The organism is Aliivibrio sp. 1S175 (assembly GCF_001690985.1).
Taxonomy (GTDB): Bacteria; Pseudomonadota; Gammaproteobacteria; order Enterobacterales; family Vibrionaceae; genus Aliivibrio.
Genome location: NZ_MAJS01000024.1, coordinates 109714 through 128222 on the forward strand (window position 1 = coordinate 109714; position 18509 = coordinate 128222).

14 protein-coding genes are annotated in these 18509 nt (G+C 40.5%); 7 read left to right on the plus strand and 7 right to left on the minus strand.

The genetic code is table 11. The features are described from left to right. Window positions 1-31: 31 nt before the first annotated feature. From A6E06_RS10150 to A6E06_RS10165, 4 genes are all read right to left on the minus strand, one after another. Entirely contained in the window at window positions 32-445 is a 414-nt protein-coding gene (locus A6E06_RS10150) for a VF530 family DNA-binding protein (protein WP_065592358.1), read from the minus strand. Between the two features lie 227 nt (window positions 446-672). After that, entirely contained in the window at window positions 673-3738 is a 3066-nt protein-coding gene (locus tag A6E06_RS10155) for an efflux RND transporter permease subunit (protein WP_065592357.1), read from the minus strand. Beyond that, a complete protein-coding gene (locus A6E06_RS10160; protein WP_065592356.1) occupies window positions 3738-4799 on the minus strand; it encodes an efflux RND transporter periplasmic adaptor subunit in 1062 nt (353 codons plus the stop codon). Before A6E06_RS10160 ends, A6E06_RS10155 begins: the two co-directional genes overlap by 1 nt. Continuing rightward, window positions 4799-5872, minus strand: coding sequence for an efflux RND transporter periplasmic adaptor subunit (locus tag A6E06_RS10165; protein WP_065592355.1), 1074 nt, complete (start codon window positions 5870-5872; stop codon window positions 4799-4801). Before A6E06_RS10165 ends, A6E06_RS10160 begins: the two co-directional genes overlap by 1 nt. 242 nt (window positions 5873-6114) lie before the next feature. Between A6E06_RS10165 and A6E06_RS10170 the strand changes: the two genes are divergently transcribed. Next, entirely contained in the window at window positions 6115-6834 is a 720-nt protein-coding gene (locus A6E06_RS10170; RefSeq protein ID WP_065592354.1) for a TetR/AcrR family transcriptional regulator, read from the plus strand. A gap of 82 nt (window positions 6835-6916) precedes the next feature. On the opposite strand, the gene manA is transcribed toward A6E06_RS10170, so the two are convergent. From manA to mngA, 3 genes are all read right to left on the minus strand, one after another. Further along, the gene (manA, locus tag A6E06_RS10175) at window positions 6917-8110 is read right to left on the minus strand and encodes a mannose-6-phosphate isomerase, class I (protein ID WP_065592353.1); all 1194 of its coding nucleotides are present in this window, start codon (window positions 8108-8110) and stop codon (window positions 6917-6919) included. 93 nt (window positions 8111-8203) lie between these two features. Further along, a complete protein-coding gene (gene mngB / locus A6E06_RS10180; protein WP_065592352.1) occupies window positions 8204-10843 on the minus strand; it encodes a mannosylglycerate hydrolase in 2640 nt (879 codons plus the stop codon). Between the two features lie 184 nt (window positions 10844-11027). Next, complete coding sequence (gene mngA, locus A6E06_RS10185) at window positions 11028-12986, minus strand: PTS 2-O-a-mannosyl-D-glycerate transporter subunit IIABC (RefSeq protein ID WP_065592351.1); 1959 nt, start codon at window positions 12984-12986, stop codon at window positions 11028-11030. A 216-nt stretch (window positions 12987-13202) separates the two neighbouring features. On the opposite strand from mngA, the gene A6E06_RS10190 reads away from it, so the two are divergent. The 6 genes from A6E06_RS10190 to uhpB all read left to right on the plus strand — a co-directional run bounded on the left by A6E06_RS10190 (window position 13203) and on the right by uhpB (window position 18508). After that, complete coding sequence (locus tag A6E06_RS10190) at window positions 13203-13916, plus strand: GntR family transcriptional regulator (RefSeq protein ID WP_065592350.1); 714 nt, start codon at window positions 13203-13205, stop codon at window positions 13914-13916. A gap of 14 nt (window positions 13917-13930) precedes the next feature. Next, window positions 13931-14155, plus strand: coding sequence for a hypothetical protein (locus A6E06_RS20110; RefSeq protein ID WP_065592349.1), 225 nt, complete (start codon window positions 13931-13933; stop codon window positions 14153-14155). Between the two features lie 196 nt (window positions 14156-14351). Next, complete coding sequence (locus tag A6E06_RS19965; protein WP_175365422.1) at window positions 14352-14504, plus strand: hypothetical protein; 153 nt, start codon at window positions 14352-14354, stop codon at window positions 14502-14504. A 360-nt stretch (window positions 14505-14864) separates the two neighbouring features. Continuing rightward, entirely contained in the window at window positions 14865-16259 is a 1395-nt protein-coding gene (gene uhpT / locus A6E06_RS10200; protein ID WP_065592348.1) for a hexose-6-phosphate:phosphate antiporter, read from the plus strand. Between the two features lie 144 nt (window positions 16260-16403). Continuing rightward, window positions 16404-17012 (plus strand): transcriptional regulator UhpA, encoded by a 609-nt coding sequence (gene uhpA, locus A6E06_RS10205; RefSeq protein WP_065592347.1) that lies wholly within the window; start codon window positions 16404-16406, stop codon window positions 17010-17012. Beyond that, a complete protein-coding gene (gene uhpB / locus A6E06_RS10210; RefSeq protein WP_065592346.1) occupies window positions 17012-18508 on the plus strand; it encodes a signal transduction histidine-protein kinase/phosphatase UhpB in 1497 nt (498 codons plus the stop codon). The genes uhpA and uhpB overlap by 1 nt, the downstream gene beginning before the upstream one ends. Window position 18509 lies beyond the last annotated feature (1 nt).

Consider the following 18509-nt stretch of genomic DNA (forward strand, 5'->3'; position numbering starts at 1 on the left):
GTTAGTGACAGTTATCTTATCGATGATTTTCTTATCGACGATAGTTACCGCCACGGTTTTGAGAGCGGGCTTGGTGCGCTGACGCTGACTTCGCTTGAGAAAGCAGAATCGATTCAATCGTCAATTCCATTGGTTCACGAGGTTCAAGACCATGAGCGAATGTGCGTGAACGTGGAGGCATTTGATATTCAAGATCAGACGCTTTAGGCATACGTTTAAAACGGTATAAATAGAAGTTTTCAACCTTCTCTCTTGCCCATTGTGTTTTCTTCAAATATTTCACACTACTCACCATTGACGGGTTTGTGTTGAAACAGTTTAAACGCATTGCGGTGTCTAGAATTTCCCATCCGTAATGATCAACCAACTCTTGCAGTAAGATTTCTAACTTAAGACCGTGTAATGGGTTGTTCTGTTGCAGTTCAATTCTTTCTTCTTCAGTCATAACGAATTCCTAAGTTTAACTAACGCGTGAATGATTGTCTTAGAGAGACAATGATATTACCAGTAAATAGGCGGCGGATTATACAGGGTTATCACTCAAAATATAGCATTAACCCGTGAAATATAAGTAACTATCTTTAGGGTGATTATAACGTAAAAAACCAACCACAATAAACCCTAAGGCCATTGTGATTGGTGAGTAAAAATAAACTCAAAGACAGTGTTAGTTTATGCGTTACTTTGCGCTGGCTTAATCTTAAATAAAATCGCGTACATTACCGGCACTACAATCAAGGTCAGAATGGTCGCAAAACCTAAACCCGCCATGATAGTGATTGCCATTGAGCTAAAGAAGGCATCAAACAATAATGGGATAAGCCCTAGTATTGTGGTTAACGCCGCCATACTCACAGGGCGCACACGACTGATCGCACTGTCCACTATCGCAATGTACGGATCTTTACCTGATGACAATTGAAGATTGATTTGATCAAGCAAGACAATCCCGTTTTTCAAAATCATACCGCTTAAACTTAATAAGCCTAAGAACGCAGTAAAGCTAAACGGCATGTTGGTACTTAACAAACCAAACGCGACACCAATGATGGACAGCGGAACCGTAAACCAAATCACTAACGGCTTTTTAAACGAGTTAAACAGCAACATTGTGATGATAAACATGAACAAGTAACCCATTGGTAATGAACCAAATAGAGACTCTTGTGCATCTTTTGATGATTCATATTCGCCACCCCAAGTAATTTCATACCCTTCAGGTAATGGCATTTCCAACACTTTTGGCTGAACACGCGCTAACAAACTTGCAGGCGTATCATCACTTAATAAATCATGATCTGCCATGACCGTAATAGTGCGTTTTCTGTCGCGACGCTGGATAAGAGGCTCACTCCAATCTAGGTTCACACCATCAATCACTTGGTCTACTGGAATGTAGCTTTGTAATGATGGACTCCAGATCTTCACGTTTTGCAGTGATTCAAAATCAACACGCTCTACTTCTGGCAAACGTGCCACAATTGGCAGAGTATGTGTGCCATCACGCAGCATTCCTAATGTATTACCACCAAATGCCATTTGCAGCGTATTTGATAAGTCTTCTTTTGAGATCCCTAAACGACGCGCTTTCGATTCATTAAACTCAGGCGTTAGCTCTTTAGTACGTTCACGCCAATCATGTCGAATGTTTCTTGAGCCTGAATCTGTCGCGAGAATGTCTTCAACATCGGTCGCTAAATCACGCAGAATTTGAGGGTCTGGCCCTGAAATACGAACTTCGATCTTAGACGCAGGAGAAGGGCCAAATTCCATCATTTTGAACTGGAAGGTAGGCTTATCAAAACGTTTATCTAATGAGTTAGTTAGGTTTTCTAATAAGTTAAACATGGCTTCACGATCCGTCGTTCTGATCTGAAACTGTGCATACGCTTCATAACTCTTTTCTGGTTGATACGTCAGAGCAAAACGCTGCATACCTTGACCAATCGAGGCTGAAACAAACTCAATGTTGTCTTGCTTATTAATGTAGCTCTCAACCGCTTCTGATTGCTTAATTGTCTCACGAATATCAGTGCCTTCTGGCATCCACATATCTACGTAAAACATCGGCGTGTTTGATGCTGGGAAGAATTGCTGCTTCACATTACCAAACGCCATTACCGCAACGACAAGTAAACCCACTAGCGAGACAACCGTTACCCAACGGAAACGTAAAGCGAACTTAAGTGATGAACCAAACGCAGTAAATAAGAACCCTTTGTAAGCGTCTTCTTCTTCTTCACCTGTATTTTTATCTTCTTCTTTCAATAGCAAGTCAGCTAAGAATGGCGTGATTGTAATAGCCGTTACCCAACTTAAAAACAGTGAGTAACATAGAACCCAATACAAGTCGCCCATGAACTCACCAGTGGCGTCTTCAGACAGACCAATCGGAGCAAACGCGGCAATCGCGATCACTGTTGCGCCCAATAAAGGCCATTGTGTTTGTTTTACAATGTCCGCAGCTGCTTGAACTTTGGTTCGCCCTTTTTTGAGGCCAACTAAAATCCCCTCAACCACTACAATGGCATTATCTACCAACATCCCTAACGCAATAATTAATGCCCCCAATGAGATACGATGAAGGTCAATGTTGTTGTAGCTCATTAAGATGAAGGTACCAAACACGGTCAGCAATAAAACAACACCAATAATGATGCCGCTTCGCATACCCATCGCGAACAATAAAACCAAAATAACAATCGCGACCGCTTCACCTAAACTGATGATAAAATCACGAACTGACGTATCTACTTCTTGCGCTTGGTTATAGAAATAACTTAGCTCAAGTCCCGCAGGTTTTATTGATTCTAAATACGCTAGCTCTTCTTGAACACGCTGACCAACTTCGACCACGTTTACACCAGACGCGAACGATAAACCTATATTTAACGCATTTTTCCCGTTAAATCGGATCACATTGCTTGGTTTCTCTTGTGTGCCACGGCTAATGGTCGCTACGTCTTTTAAGCGGATCAAATTACCCGTATCACGACCATGAATAATCAAGTCTTCTAACGATTCAATCGTGGTTAACGTACCGCTTGGACGAATGGTTAAGCTCTCGCCATTCACCAATACTTCACCCGCCTGAACCACGTTATTTTGTTGGTTTAATAAACCAGCCACGCTGTTCATGTCTAGATTCAGTGCGGCTAAGCGATCGAGTGATATTTCAACAAACAGCATTTCTTGTTGATCACCCGCGATAGAGATTTTACCGACCCCATCAATCAGCTCTAATTCGCGCGTTAATGTGTCCGCATAACGTTTTAACTCTACATAGTTATAATCGTCACCCGTCAGCATCATCATTACGCCAAACACGTCACCAAAATCATCAATGATCTGTAAAGATTGAACCCCTTGAGGCAAAGTTGGTTTCAAATCATTAATTTTACGACGCATTTCATCCCAGATCTGTGGCAACTCATCTGGACCGTAATCCATCTTCATGCTCACCATGATCTGCGACATCCCATTAGACGACGTCGATGTAATTTTATCGATATAAGGTAATTTACGGATCGCTTTTTCTAACGGATACGTTAACTCTTCTTCAACTTCTTTTGAGGTTGCCCCCGGATAAGTCGAGATGATCATCGCATCTTTAATCGTAAAAGCGGGGTCTTCTAAACGGCCTAAATCTAAAAATGAGGTGATTCCACCAATAGTTAAAATAACAATGAATAGCCAGCTAATGACTTTGTTTTTTATTGAATATTCAGCAATGTTCATTATTGTTGATTCTCCACTAACGTTACCTTTTTGCCTTCACGTAATTTTCGTAAACTTGAGTTGGCAAGAACATCACCTTGAGTAATACCAGAAGCCACAACTGCCCCTTCACCGTTAATTTGGCGAATGGTTACTGGCACTTTAACCGCTTGCTCATCACGTATGATCCACACATAAAACAGACCTGCTTTTTGACCCGCTTGCAATACCGTCACTGGAACATGGTAGCCATCAATTGAGGTGATCCCGGCTTCTACCATGTCCACATTCACCGTGGCACTGGTACCAGGCAAAATCTCAGTACTCGGTTGAGGCATGGTTAAGTACATCTCATAGGTTTGAGTTTGAGCATTTGGCTCACTAGTGTGCTCTAAATACTCCATAGAATAAGAATCTAATAAACCTACAAATGTGGTCACCGGATGGTAAGAATCTCGATTGGTTTCAGGATTTATCATGGCTAACACGTTATCTGAAAGATCAATACGCACGTACACTTTATCGTTTTGATACAAATTCAGAATGGGCTCGCCTGCCGCTGCACGTTCAAACTGCTCTTTATAAACATCAAGCACTTTTCCGCTAAATGGCGCAACAAGATGAGTATACGTTAATTGGTTTTTTGCTGAACGATACGTCGCTTGAGCCAGTTCTCTATTCGCAAATAATTCATCAAGTTCCGCTTTTGAAATCATAGCGCGACGGTTCAATTCTTTACCGCGTTGGTACTGTTTTGACGCTAACGAATACTGTGCCTTAGCATCATTAACCGCTTGTTTTGCCTTGCTATCTTCTAGTTTTGCAATGAGTTGGCCTTGTTTAACCACATCTCCAGCTTTAACTAATACCTCTTGGATCTCACCAGTAACTCGAAACGCAATCGGGGTTTGCTCAGCAGGAACCACTTGGCCTTTAAAAGAGCGAAATTGTTGAGTCACAGGCGCGCCAACTGCAAAGCCTGAAATATAAAGTGGCTCACTGGTTTCTGTTACCGCTTCTTCTTGGCAGCCCGTGAGCATAAAGAGGCTCATTACCAATAAGGAATATAATGAACGCTTCATTAAATACCTTCCTCACGTTGCCATGCTTTTACTGTTTGACCTTCAACAAGGCTATCAACGCCTGCAATCACAACATAGTCATTTGCATTCAAGCCAGATATCACCAACCCTTGCTCGTTTAACGGTAACGTCGCTTTAGTGACCGTATTTGTTTCATCATTCATTAACCACACTTGCCCTTGCTTGGTGTTTTTATTTACCCACGCACTTTGGGGTAGTTGCAAATAATCAGCGCTTTTCTGTTTTGGAATATGAACTTGTCCCGTCATACCCGTTAATAGATTACGCCCTTTAGGTAAGGCCATCGTTACAATCGCCTCGTAGCTATTAGTGTCTAAATTAGGCTGCGTTGAGATCTCTTTAAATCTGCCTTGAATTTGATTGTTAGGTTCATTATCCATGGTTACCCACATATCACTGCTGATTAATGCCGGAATAGAAACTGAATCTACATAGCTAATAGGTAAGGTTACCGACACATCCAATGTTGAGTTATCAATCAGATTTAAAATCTCTTGCTTCTCACCCACAATTTGATGTGGTTTTACGTAGGTATACGAAATAATGCCAGAGAACGGCGCATGAATTTCGGTATAACTTAAATCCGTTTTTGCTTGCTCGTAATTTGCCAATGCCGCTTGATATTGTGTCTCACGCTGATCGTAATCATTAGTACTAATGAGCTTCTTACTGTACAAACTTTTCGCGCGACTCCATTGTGTCTTCGCTAATGAAAACTGTGCTTTCGCTGCATCCAATGCCAGTTGTAAATCATTTGGATCTAGTGATGCCAATAACTCGCCTTTAGTTACGGCTTGTCCCATTTTTACTTTGATATCAGAGACTGCACCACCTACTTGGAATGACAATTGTGCTCGATACGTAGCATCAATACGCGCAAGAAACGCATCAGAATCAGCAACTGCGAGATCTTTTATCGATAATAGTTTTACAGGCTTAACTGTCATATCTGTGGTTTCAGATATCGCTTTATTGCATCCCGTCAACATACCCGACAAGCTTAATACAACAAAAGCTCCTAGGAATGTGCGCTTTATATTTAGTTTTCGCACAAGTATCTCCACTCATTTTATTTACTACACAGTTGTGCAGTATAGTTTTAATTTGAAGTAGATCAATATATTTTACACTTGTGCAGTAAAACAATTGAAAAGTGAATTTTTAAGTACGCGTTAGGTGCTGAACTTGGTATGCTTAGGCCATCAATACGCATTAGGCTGTACAGAAATCAGAACTATTAGCAACACTTAATACGTATATATTGGTAATTAAGAGCACAAACTAAGGGTGAATAATGACAGAGAAAAAGCAGGGAAAAAGAAGTACCGAAGCTGCTGAACAAACAAAATGTCAAATCTTAATGGTTGCGGCAACGATGTTTGGCGAGCTAGGTTACGAGCGTGTATCACTGCGTAATATCAGTGAAAAAGCGGGTGTTTCTCACAGTCTTATTCGTCATCACTTTGGTAGTAAAGATATGATTTGGAAGGCGATTTGTGATGCCTGTGATAAACATATGCAAAGCTACTTAGATGCGATTATCGAGTCACTACCAACCGATAAAACACCCAGCTATCGCATTTATCTATTCATTATTAAGCTGTCCGCTTTTACCTTGATGAACCCACAGCCAATTAAAATGATTGCTGATGCCATTCGCCAAGATGACAATGCATTACTTGAGTACTTCTTAAAAACTAAGTGTGAATTTGAAGCGATATTTAAAGATCTTTTTGAAGAGTACAACCAAGCAAATCCAGATGGACAGCTCGATATTTGGGAAACCAAATGGCAAATGTTAATTTTTGCTCATGGTGCATCAAGCTTAACGCCAATGATGTCTGAAACCTGGCCACAATTTGCAGATAACCATGAAAAACTGCTACTGCAACATTGGAATCTATTTAATCAAAATATGGCAGCTAAGTTTTCAGTAGCTAAAGACGATATGCTGTGCCCAACTCACCTTAGTGAATTATTGATTGATGTTGAGTGCTCATTAAAACAAGAATAATAATGCTATAAACATAAAAAAGGCTTCTATCACTAGAAGCCTTTTTACATTAAAAATCATAAACTAGAAATACACGTAATACCTAGTTATATGCTCGGGCTAATGTACCTTTACCCTTACAGCTATAAACATCTGCGTTATTACACACAAAGACCGATTGTCCCGCGTGTAATGTCGTTACCGAGTCATCACTTTCAATAATCACTTCCCCTTCTATACAAAAGAGAATTTCAGCACCACGAACATATTGTTCAGCACTCTCTTCAACCACTTCGATAATTTCAAAACCAAAATCATCAACAGGGATTGGGTAACTGTGTTTACGCTCTTTTTTTATCGGGTGTAAACGAATGTCATCAAATGGAATAGAATGGAACTCGGTATGAGAAATCAGCTCTTCAATGTCCATGTGTTTCGGCGTTAACCCTGCTCTTAGTACATTGTCAGAGTTCGCCATGATCTCTAATCCTGTGCCTTGAACATAAGCGTGTGGTGTTGCTGCGTGTAAAAACATCGCTTCACCCGGTTCAAGTTCAATCACATTCAACATTAATGGCGAAAACAGCCCTATGTCGTCCGAGAACTCTTCACTAAATTCCGCAACCATACCAAACGCTTCACGCGCTACTTTGGTTTTGGCTTTAGTATCAGAGCCTTCAATCAATTGCGCTAATGCATCGGTTTTGTCTTTACCTGTCAAACTCATTACCGTAGTAAAGAAAGCTTGTAAGCTGCTGCTTGTTGGCGAGGCTTTTAATTGAGTGACCGCTTCTGATAATACGGAGACATTCGCTTGCTCAAAGATAGACACCATTTCAGCAATAGGACGAAAGCCATTCATTGCTCTATAAAACGTCAGTGCATACACCAACTCTGGTTTGTGATTCGCGTCTTTGTAATTACGGTTAAACGCGCCCAGCTCTATACCTTGTTGGTTTTCTTTTTCAAAGCCTAACTTTGCATCGCTCAACTTTGGATGAACTTGCACCGATAATGGCTTATCTGCGGCTAATACTTTAAATAAATAAGGTAAATCACCAAAACGTTGATGCGTATAACGACCTAACGTTTCAATCGGATATTTTTTAATTAGCTCTGACAGCAACTCACCTGTTGCTTCCACTTTTGAGCAACCATTTGGGTGTGCGCCCATCCAAATTTCTGCTTGAGGCAAGCCTTCTTGGTTCTCTATTCCAAACAATTGTTGGATAGAGGTTTGGCTGCCCCATGCGTAGTTTTGAATCACATTGTCGAGTTTAAATATGTTGGTTTGCATTATATATGCCTACTACTCTAATGATGATGAAAAGTAATCGTAAACCTCCTCCCAAAACATGAAAGAAGAAGGTTTACTTTCAAATGAAAAACCTTAGAAAGTCACTTTGAACGATTTAGCCTGACAAGGGGATATCAATCCAAATTGCTCTATCGGTGTTTGTACTTCTAATAATTCTTCATCCATTCTTACTTGATTCCAGAACATCACATCTTGAGAAAAACGAACATTATCTTCTAGTGATCCCGATTCCGCAGGGTTGTAGACTCTCAAAATTAATGCATCAGAATCTTCTGCTTTTTTCAGCACACTTAATACCGCGCCTTTTTTCTCTTTCTCTAATAAGCTGAACGTTAATGGTAGATTTTGCTCACCAACATTAAGCTTCATTGCGTTGTATGGGATCTTGTTATAACACTGAATTGGGGTCACGTTATCACGCGCTTCTGCCATTACATTTGCATCAATGTGATTGCCAGCAAAACCAAACAATGCAAATTCACACACTATTTTTCCACGTGTTTGAGAATCTGGTGTTGGGATCTTAATACCCGATGGACGACCTGGACGAGTAAGTAAATTCTCTTTACCTAACACGCCAACGCCTCTAAATAACGTCAATGCTAACGTGTCACGCTGCTCACTATGTGAAGTAATCACTTCAAACTCACGCAGACCATTGGTCATTACGGCCATGCCTGCGGTGCCATTTTCAAGCGCTGCGAAATTCATTAGCTGATAAATAGGGACTGGTGCTTCTTTCCACTTTTCTTCTTCCCATACTTCCATCGCAGGATCATTCGTTGGGCGAGTAATAACCCCAAATTGATTATCTGCAACAACGGTGTCGGTAACAAATTTCGTTGGAATTAACACTCGAACTCGGTGATCATCCGCTTGGTTATCCATCTCCATACGTACTTCAATACGACGAGAACCTTGCTTCAATACCACTTGGCAATCCATATCAACGAATGCATCTTGGTTTGAACGTGATTCACGCGCTTCTAAGTTAGTAGGCACTTGCATACGTAACTTGATTGAAGCAACTGACTGATAACCTTCATGTTTAATGCTTGTTTCTGCGGTAAACTCATCAGAGTGAATCAACCATTCTTCACGAGAAGGTGAATAATCGTATTCATCACCATCATCAGATCCATCCTCTAAACGCAATACTTGCTCAAACGTCTCTTTTGTTTCTTTATCGAAAATACTTAATGTGCCGTTGGTGTTCACATCAATGCGATAGAACTCATTTTCCATAAGGTAATCTTTTTGCGCTGCAACTTTTACACGCCCTTCTTCATTTGCCTGAATATGAAGGGTCGTAAAGCCCATTGCTGGTACCATTTGATTAATTTGAATGTCGTATTCAATAAACGGGTCGTAGTTTCCGTAATGCACAATTTGACGGTCAATTTTACCAGGGTCAATCTCGCGTTGGTCTTGAATGAAGTACTCAACTTGATTGCCTTCATCATCAAAAATAGAAAACTCTTGAGCACGAATAGTAATGGTAGTGTTAATCACTTCTTCACGAACGTAAGGCGATAAGTTGAAGAACGCCAATTTGTCACAGCCTTCACGAGCAGGCATGTGATCAACAATTTTACGCTTATAGAAATTGATTAAGTTAGTTGCCATGTCGTCAGCTAAAATGTAGCGGTTTAAAATCTCAGCGTGAACCTTGTCAGAACAACAACAACCAATCGAGTCATGCGCATGGTTTTTCATGCTTTCTTTCCACATTTTCTCGATCAAACCGTGGTGATATTCAAACCCTAATGTCCATGCGATAGACGCTAATGGCTCAAGAATATTGACGATTTTATTCTCAACTTCAGCATGAATAAGTTTAATGTCCATACGCGTTGAAGAAATACTGCGGTGAACACGCATGTACTTACCATCATTAAACTCGCCTTTAATGGTATCAAGTTGATCACGCATGCCTTCGATTTTTTCAAACACATCTTCAAAACGACTCATCATAAATTCACGATCAGGGTAAGCCGAACGCAATGTGTCCATCACTTCAAAAATGTTGTTTTGAATTGGCATTTGGTCGTGACCATTTGGCAATAAAATGTCTTTGGTTACTGACGCATTTTCTAATACTTTAAAATAAGTATCTAGTCGGCTGCGTAGTGCTTCTTCATCTTCAGGTAAGTACTTACCAATCGCGTAGCCCAATGGCAATACTTGTGCCGTTACTTCACTGCCATCATTTGATTGCCATAAAAATTCTGTTTTATTTGTTCCGTGACGCTCAGAGCAACCACGCCAAAACATGGTTCTATCAATTCCAAATGCGTTATAAATCATTGGTAGTTGAGAACTCATCGAAAATGAGTCAGGTAAGTAACCAATTCTCATTGGGTTACCTAATTCTAAACAATCTCGTAGACCATACATCATATTACGAACAATCGATTCGCCTGATACTTGCATCGTATCGGTTTGAGAATACCAAGGGCCAACAATCAATTTATCGGCTTGAACTAGCGCTTTTACTCGTTCTTTGTGTTCTGGTTTAATCGCAAAGTAATCTTCTAATAACGCAGTTTGACCATCTAATACGTAGTATTTGTAGTCTGGATCCGTTTCCAGACGGGTCATGATTTCTTCCATGTTATTAAGAAGAAGAATGCGAGACTCTTCTGTTGTGAAATACCATTCACGATCCCAGTGCATGTGTGGAGTAATATGAACGCGTGATGTAGTAGTCATAATTTTTTACCTGATTTTCTCGCCGCTTTACAGCCGCAATAATGAAATTAATGTCGTTTAAATAAATCGAGTGTGGAGCCTCTCTCATTTAAAACCCCATGATGTATCGATAACCTAGGAGGTTTAGATGAGAGGAGTATCGAGAAACTTTAGGGGGAAACCCGATACTCCAATCGTTTTATTGTTAGTTCTGAGTTGCTGCTGTTACTTTTTCAGATTTTTGCAATTCAAGCTTTCCCTTCTTTACTGCGTGGCCTCTCCACATAATAAGAATTGATGTTGAAATCACCGTCCCAACCAGAGCTGCGCCTAGCCAAACAGCTGCTGCCATGAATGACCCCATACCACCATCTTGCAATAAGAAGAGCGAGAAGATGCCTGCTCCTGGTGTAGATAAACCAACACCTGCGGCACCAACCATTGCACCCGTTACAATCGAACCCACAAGGAATGAACCGATAACACGAATTGGATCTTCAATCGCCATTGGAATCGCACCTTCAGTAATACCTGCAAGGCCAAGTAGCCATGTTGATTTACCCGTTTCGATTTCAAAATCTTTGAACAAACGAGGCGCTATCATGGTTGACGCCGTTACCGTAAAGGCTGATACCATTTTTACTGAACCGAAGATGGCGTAAGGACCATAAACACCGTTCGCCATTGCACCTAAACAGAAGGCGTAAGCGGCTTTGTTGACAGGACCACCTAAGTCGAATGAAACGAAACACCCTAGTACCGCACCAAGTAAGATGGCATTAGTACCTGACAAACCGTTTAGCCAATCCGTTAAACCTTGGTTTAAAAACGCAACTGGCTTACCAATAACGAATAACATTAAACTACCAACGACCAAAGTACCGATCACAGGATAAAGATAAAACGTAAGGAAACCGTTGAATGCAGGGGCTAGGCGAATATTTTCTTTCACCCAACGCATGACATAGCCAGCTAATAAACCACCAACAACACCACCAAGGAAACCCGCACCAATCAAGTTAGCCGCAAGACCCGCAGCAAAACCTGGACCTAACGCCGGTTTATCTGCAAGGGAGTAAGCCGTGTACGCTGCCAGTACTGGAACCATTAGCGTACCAAGCAAGCCACCACCTAATTTACGGTACATCCATAACCATGAACCATCTGTCGCGTACAGTTCTTGTAAGTCAAAAATTTGAGCAATAAGAACAGCAACCGCAAGCACTGTACCGCCAGCGATGATCAATGGTACGGCAAACGAAATACCGCTTAGTAGGGCTTGTTTTAATTCTGTTTTCAGTGGTAATTTTTTAGGTTTGTCGTCTGTTGCTTCCACAAAATCGGCAGAACGCCCTTTTTTACCTTCTTCTATCGCGTCATTAAGAATGCGTTCTGCATGACGAATAGGCTCTGCTACTGGCGTTTCAACTCGTGGAATGCCTTTAAATCGCTCAACGTCTTTAATCGCAACTTCCGCTGCAAAAACACACGCGACGGCTTTATTTAGTTGCTCGGCAGTAATACGATCTTCAATACCATTTGCACCTTGTTTTTCAACATGGACGTTATAACCAAGTTTTTTCCCTGCTTTTTCAAGGTATTCCGCAGCCATATACGTGTGTGCAATGCCTGCAGGGCACGCAGTTACACATACAATTGTTGGCGCATTTGTATCTAAGTTGTATGATTCAGTGTCTTTTTCTTTATGCCCATCAAACAGAGAAAAAATCTCTTCTGCTGTGGTGGCATTTAATACGGCTTCACGAACATCATCATCCACTAAGGTTGTGGTTAATTCCGTCAGTAAATGCATGTGGGTAGAACCCGCTTCTGCATTAGGGATCGCAATTAAGAAAATAAGGTTTACGTCTTCGTCCTCATCTTCATCAACGCCTTTCCACTTTAGATCTCGCGTTAAGGTTGCAACAGCAAATGCGGCTTCTTTTACCGCATCTGTTTTACCGTGAGGTACTGCTAACCCTTCACCTAACGCGGTTGGGCCTTCTGCTTCACGAGCAAATACAGCCTCTAAATATTCATCTTTATTATGTAACTTGCCTTGTTGTTCTAATTGGTCAGCAAGTGCATAAATCGCTTCTTCTCTGCTATTAAATGTCGTCTGCAGATTAATGAGCGACTTATTTGTAAGAGTAGTCAGTTTCATAACCTTTGTCCCATGTCACGAATGAGTGTTTGTATTTGGTAACTGAGACAATAATACCTTTTTAATACAACTTATCTGTGATGACTATCACAACCACCACAACCTGTATTAAATATGTATTAGAATCAAATTGGCATTAAAACTTGTCTTATTACCTTTTATTCGTATGATACAAGTTAGTGTAGACAATTTTTACAGTAAAATTACGAGGTTTTAATGGCAAGGCTCCCAATGTATCGTCAAATTGCTGATGCTATCCGAGAGAAGATCAGCCAAGGCGAATATAAAGTCGGTGAAGCACTTCCAAGTGAAGCGCAATTACGAGAACTGTTTTCTGTTAGTCGAGTGACTATCCGTCAGGCATTAAAACTATTAATAGAAAATGATGAGCTCGAAAGTGTGCAAGGCAGCGGCACTTACGTAAAAGAGAACAAGGTAAATTACGATATTTACCAACAATCGAGCTTTCAAGAAAAGTGGGCACATTTAGATGTGGCAACCCACAGCGATGTATTGGCGTTTGAAATCCAAAAAGCATCACTCGTAATGGCTGAGCATTTAGACATAGCAGAGAATGAACACATGTTTTACGTAAAGCGTGTGCGTTATATTGATAACAATCCGATTGCTGTCGAAGAAACGTGGTTACCTGTTGCTCTCTTCCCGGATCTGTCTTACCAAGTCATGCAACAATCTAAATACGATTTTATTGAGAACACGAAAGGATTAACGATTGATCGCAGTGAGCAAGAACTAGTACCAATTCTGCCAAGTAAAGATATTGCCGATTATCTGAATACGGAAGAAGGCGTGCCTATTATTGAAAAACGCAGCCGAGGCTATTTAAAGGGTGGCATCGTTTTTGAATACAGCCGTAACTTTATCTCGCCAAGAGATTACAAATTTACCTTAGTTGCAAAACGTCACTGATAAAAAGGACAGTTATGAATATCCCTAATGTTGGTTTTAATCACGACAAAAGCAATAATACTGAATTAGAGATCATCGAACTGTCTTCTTTGTATGAAAGAACCTCCCTCTCTCATGATCCAGAAGCTCCGCACCGCGTCCGCCTAGATAACGGCAAGATCGTAGAACATTGGGACACGGTTGAAGCCATTCCTGAAAAAACAGAATGGAAAAACACTAACGGAAAATTTGGATTTTAATCAAGATAGCTAGCCAATAAAAAGCCTCAATTTAAAGGATGAAAGAGCCTCTCTTTCATCTTTTTTTATGATTAAAATGGACCAATAACAAAATTTACTGGTTAATTAAATTTAAACACTCGTTTTACATTATTAAATTTAACTAAACTAGAAAAGCAGATAACCTCTTTTTACTGACTATTTAAGAGGATTTGTTATGTGCGATTTAAATGAAGATTTTGAAGACTTAGAAATCAACTTCACCCCATCAGAAATTAGAATGCTCGGCTGGGATGACAAAGAATGGATCATCGAAAGTATTACTTTTATAGCATCAATCTGCATGATTATTTATTTCTTTCTTTTCTGAATTTAACCATCAAATTCAATATTTTAAATTATAAAACATTCCCCTAATAGAACCATTATATGTTCTTTGAACAATTGAATTTGATGTTATTCAACTTAAATATTGACGATTTTCCATTTAATAAATAACCAACTAACTCACGTTAACGGCTTCATTTCCTTTTTATGCCCAACAATGTGACTCTTTTCACGCTTTCTATACAGCTTGTTAATTTCTAAGAATTTTTCCTAGTCATTCTAAGACCCTCTCTCATGCAAGCTCCCTTCCTACTCTCTACTATTTCAATCAATCCAATATATAAAGAGCGCATTGAGAGTTAACCCCTCATGCATACCCTCATACATTATAAGAGAGTTCACAATGTTAAAGTTCCTAGAACAGGTTAGAAAACCGACACTAGATCTTCCGGTAGAAGTCAGAAGAAAGATGTGGTTTAAACCTTTCCTACAATCTTACTTGGTCGTGTTTATTGGTTATCTAACCATGTATCTGATTCGTAAAAACTTCAATGTCGCACAAAACGACATGATTTCAACTTACGGATTGTCGATGACAGAACTTGGCTTAATTGGTCTTGGTTTTTCAATCACTTACGGTATTGGTAAAACGGTTGTTTCCTATTATGCCGATGGGAAAAATACCAAACAATTTTTGCCTTTCATGCTTATTCTTTCGGGCTTAGCTATGCTAGGTTTCAGCTTCAGTATGGGCGGCGGCAGTGCTAGCTTATTCATGATGATAGCCTTTTACGCTCTCAGCGGTTTCTTCCAAAGTACGGGTGGCCCTTCAAGCTATTCCACCATCACTAAATGGACACCACGTAATAAACGCGGGTCATATTTAGGCTTGTGGAACATGTCTCATAATGTGGGTGGTGCAGGTGCTGCTGGTGTCGCTTTATTTGGTGCTAACTATTTTTTTGATGGCAACGTTATCGGCATGTTCGTCTTCCCTTCTATCATCGCGATCATCGTTGGTTTTATTGGAATGCGTTTTGGTAATGACTCACCGGAAGCTTACGGTCTAGGTACAGTAGAAGAGCTTTTTGACGAAGAAATCAGTGAAGAAGATACGATCGCTGAAGAAAACCACATGACGAAAAAAGAGATCTTTGTTGAGTACGTACTTAAAAACAAAGTGATCTGGTTACTCTGCTTCGCTAACATTTTCTTATACATTGTTCGTATTGGTATCGACCAATGGTCAACGGTTTACGCATACCAAGAGCTTGGCCTATCAAAAGAAACGGCGATTACAGGTTTCACGTTGTTTGAAGTCGGAGCACTTGTTGGTACGCTAATGTGGGGTTATTTATCCGATCTCGCGAATGGTCGTCGTGCTTTGGTGGCTTGTGTGTCTCTTGGTTTAATCATTGTATCGCTTGAGTTCTACCAAAATGCAACCAGCGAATTCATGTACCTTGGTTCACTCTTTATTCTTGGTTTCTTAGTGTTTGGTCCTCAACTATTGATTGGTGTTGCTGCGGTTGGTTTTGTTCCGAAAAAAGCAATCAGTGTTGCCGACGGCGTTAAAGGTACTTTCGCTTATCTAATTGGTGACAGCTTTGCAAAACTAGGTCTTGGTATGATTGCCGATGGTACACCTATCTTTGGCTTAACGGGCTGGGAAGGTACTTTCGCCGCATTAGATACCTCCGCCGCGATTTGTATTGTCTTACTTCTTTTCGTTGCTATCGCTGAAGAGAAAAAGATCCGCCACGCTAAAAAACTGCACTTAGCTGCAAACCAAGCGTAATCAATTTTCGCGCGCTTAACTTACGTAAAGCGCGCGAGATCATACAAATCATCCCATCAATTAAGTATCATTATTCAGTCTTAATATTGATTCTCTTATCATTGGGAGTTATTTCGTTTCTCACTCTACATTCTGGTTAATATCATGATTAATGTTGCACTTGTTGATGACCACGTCATTGTCCGTTCTGGTTTTGCTCAATTACTCAGCCTAGAATCTGATATCTCTGTGGTTGGTCAATTCAGCTCTGCGGCAGAAGCACGTCGCGGACTTCCGAGTTGCCACCCAGATGTCGTTATCCTAGATATTTCAATGCAAGATGAAAGTGGTTTAAGTCTGCTCGAAGATATCCCCTCCGGCATCGCCAGTATTATGCTCAGTGTTCACGACTCTCCCGCTATGGTTGAAAAATCGTTAGAGCTAGGAGCAAAAGGCTACTTAAGTAAACGTTGCAGTCCTGATGAACTAATCCAAGCCGTGCGAACAGGAGCAAATGGGGGCTGTTATCTCACCCCAGACATTGCAATAAAACTTGCTACACCAGTAAAAAGAAACACATCACTTAGCCAGCTAACTCGCCGAGAAAACGAAGTATGTCAATTACTTGCTAATGGATTAGATGTTAAGTCTATCGCAACAAAATTGGGGTTAAGCCATAAAACGGTGCATGTACATCGAGCTAATGCCATGGATAAATTGAGCGTTAAAAACAACGTTGAGTTAGCCAAACTGTTCTCCCAAGACGCTTACTAATGCGAACTTATTTAGCCACTTCTGTCTGTGGCATTTTTATGGCTGGGTGTTCATGGTTTTGTTTGTGGGTCATTGCCTACTATTTCATTAACGATCCTGAACTGGCTATTTTGTTGTTTCCTTTTTCTTTACGATTAGGGATAGCACTGCACACACGAACACGATACTGGCCAGCCATTTACATTGCGGAGTGGGGTCTGACGATTGCGTTAGCTCTTTTGCTAAATGAACCACAATGGTTAACTGTCCTCATTGCCAGTGCATTGAGTATTCCGGTTACTTTATTGGCTAAACGCTATTACTACGGTGATCAGAATCGCCATCTATTAGTCATGACAAGCGTCATCATCATCATGGCTTTTATTAATCTTTCTGCCGTTGGTTTTCATGTACCTTCGATTTATATGGTGTGGCTCGTCAGTATCACTGGCGGTTTAATGTTGGTTCCTATGTGTTATTTAGTCTGGAATTACCTCTTCCAAAACAAATGGGCACCACTCAGTTCTTACTTAATTAATACCGTTGTTGAATTTAAAATTCGTCATATTGCGCTGTATAGCCTGTTATTTATTGCCAGTATTTTTATACAGACGAGCTTACCTGAAGAATTAAGACGATTTGCTCCTTTTTGTATGGCGATCCCGATTATATTGCTTGCCGTTCGTTACGGTTGGCAAGGTGCATTACTCGCCACATTATTTAATAGCGTCGCATTAATTGCAGCCCACAGTGGTGTTTCTAAATTAGAAATTACCGATCTACTCTTATCTCTTTCTGCACAAACAATTACCGGTATATTGCTTGGTTTAGCGGTGCAAAAACAAAAAGATTTAAACCATAAATTACGCAGTGAGCTCTCTCGCAATCAAAACCTATCTCGTCAATTAATCACGGCTGAAGAATCAGTTCGTCGTGATATCGCTCGTGAATTACATGATGAGATTGGTCAAAACATTACCGCAATTCGAACTCAGGCAAACATCATAAAACGCATTGATGCGGCTGAAATGAGCGTTCGTTGTGCTGATACAATAGAAACACTTTCTCTAAACGTATACGACACCACTAAACGATTATTAACGAAACTAAGACCCAAAATGCTTGATGATCTCGATCTCAAAGAATCTGTTGAGCAGCTTATTCGAGAAATGGAATTTTCTGATCATGGTATTGATATCAACTTGAATTGGCAGGGTGATTACCTGTGCTTAAGTGACACTCTTAAAGTGACCATTTTTCGTTTATGTCAGGAATCATTAAACAACGCTTATAAATATGCAGAGGCCAATGAGATCCACATTACGTTGATATTAGATAGCCAAGTGACCCTCTTAATTTCTGATAATGGCATTGGTTTTAAAGCACAAGATTTAATGAACGGAATGGGGGTTCGCGGTATGCAAGAACGGGTTCAAGCTCTTGGAGGAAAGATGGTAATTGACTCAAACACCCCGCTTTCTGGTACTAAAATCAGCATTGCATTACCTAAAGTGTGAG

Excerpts from the sequence above, each read along its gene's own strand:
- A6E06_RS10150 (WP_065592358.1), bottom strand. The coding sequence starts at position 445 with ATGACTGAAGAAGAAAGAATTGAACTGCAACAGAACAACCCATTACAC.
- A6E06_RS10155 (WP_065592357.1), bottom strand. The coding sequence starts at position 3,738 with ATGAACATTGCTGAATATTCAATAAAAAACAAAGTCATTAGCTGGCTA.
- A6E06_RS10160 (WP_065592356.1), bottom strand. The coding sequence starts at position 4,799 with ATGAAGCGTTCATTATATTCCTTATTGGTAATGAGCCTCTTTATGCTC.
- A6E06_RS10170 (WP_065592354.1), top strand. The coding sequence starts at position 6,115 with ATGACAGAGAAAAAGCAGGGAAAAAGAAGTACCGAAGCTGCTGAACAA.
- manA (WP_065592353.1), bottom strand. The coding sequence starts at position 8,110 with ATGCAAACCAACATATTTAAACTCGACAATGTGATTCAAAACTACGCA.
- mngB (WP_065592352.1), bottom strand. The coding sequence starts at position 10,843 with ATGACTACTACATCACGCGTTCATATTACTCCACACATGCACTGGGAT.
- mngA (WP_065592351.1), bottom strand. The coding sequence starts at position 12,986 with ATGAAACTGACTACTCTTACAAATAAGTCGCTCATTAATCTGCAGACG.
- A6E06_RS10190 (WP_065592350.1), top strand. The coding sequence starts at position 13,203 with ATGGCAAGGCTCCCAATGTATCGTCAAATTGCTGATGCTATCCGAGAG.
- A6E06_RS20110 (WP_065592349.1), top strand. The coding sequence starts at position 13,931 with ATGAATATCCCTAATGTTGGTTTTAATCACGACAAAAGCAATAATACT.
- A6E06_RS19965 (WP_175365422.1), top strand. The coding sequence starts at position 14,352 with ATGTGCGATTTAAATGAAGATTTTGAAGACTTAGAAATCAACTTCACC.
- uhpT (WP_065592348.1), top strand. The coding sequence starts at position 14,865 with ATGTTAAAGTTCCTAGAACAGGTTAGAAAACCGACACTAGATCTTCCG.
- uhpA (WP_065592347.1), top strand. The coding sequence starts at position 16,404 with ATGATTAATGTTGCACTTGTTGATGACCACGTCATTGTCCGTTCTGGT.
- uhpB (WP_065592346.1), top strand. The coding sequence starts at position 17,012 with ATGCGAACTTATTTAGCCACTTCTGTCTGTGGCATTTTTATGGCTGGG.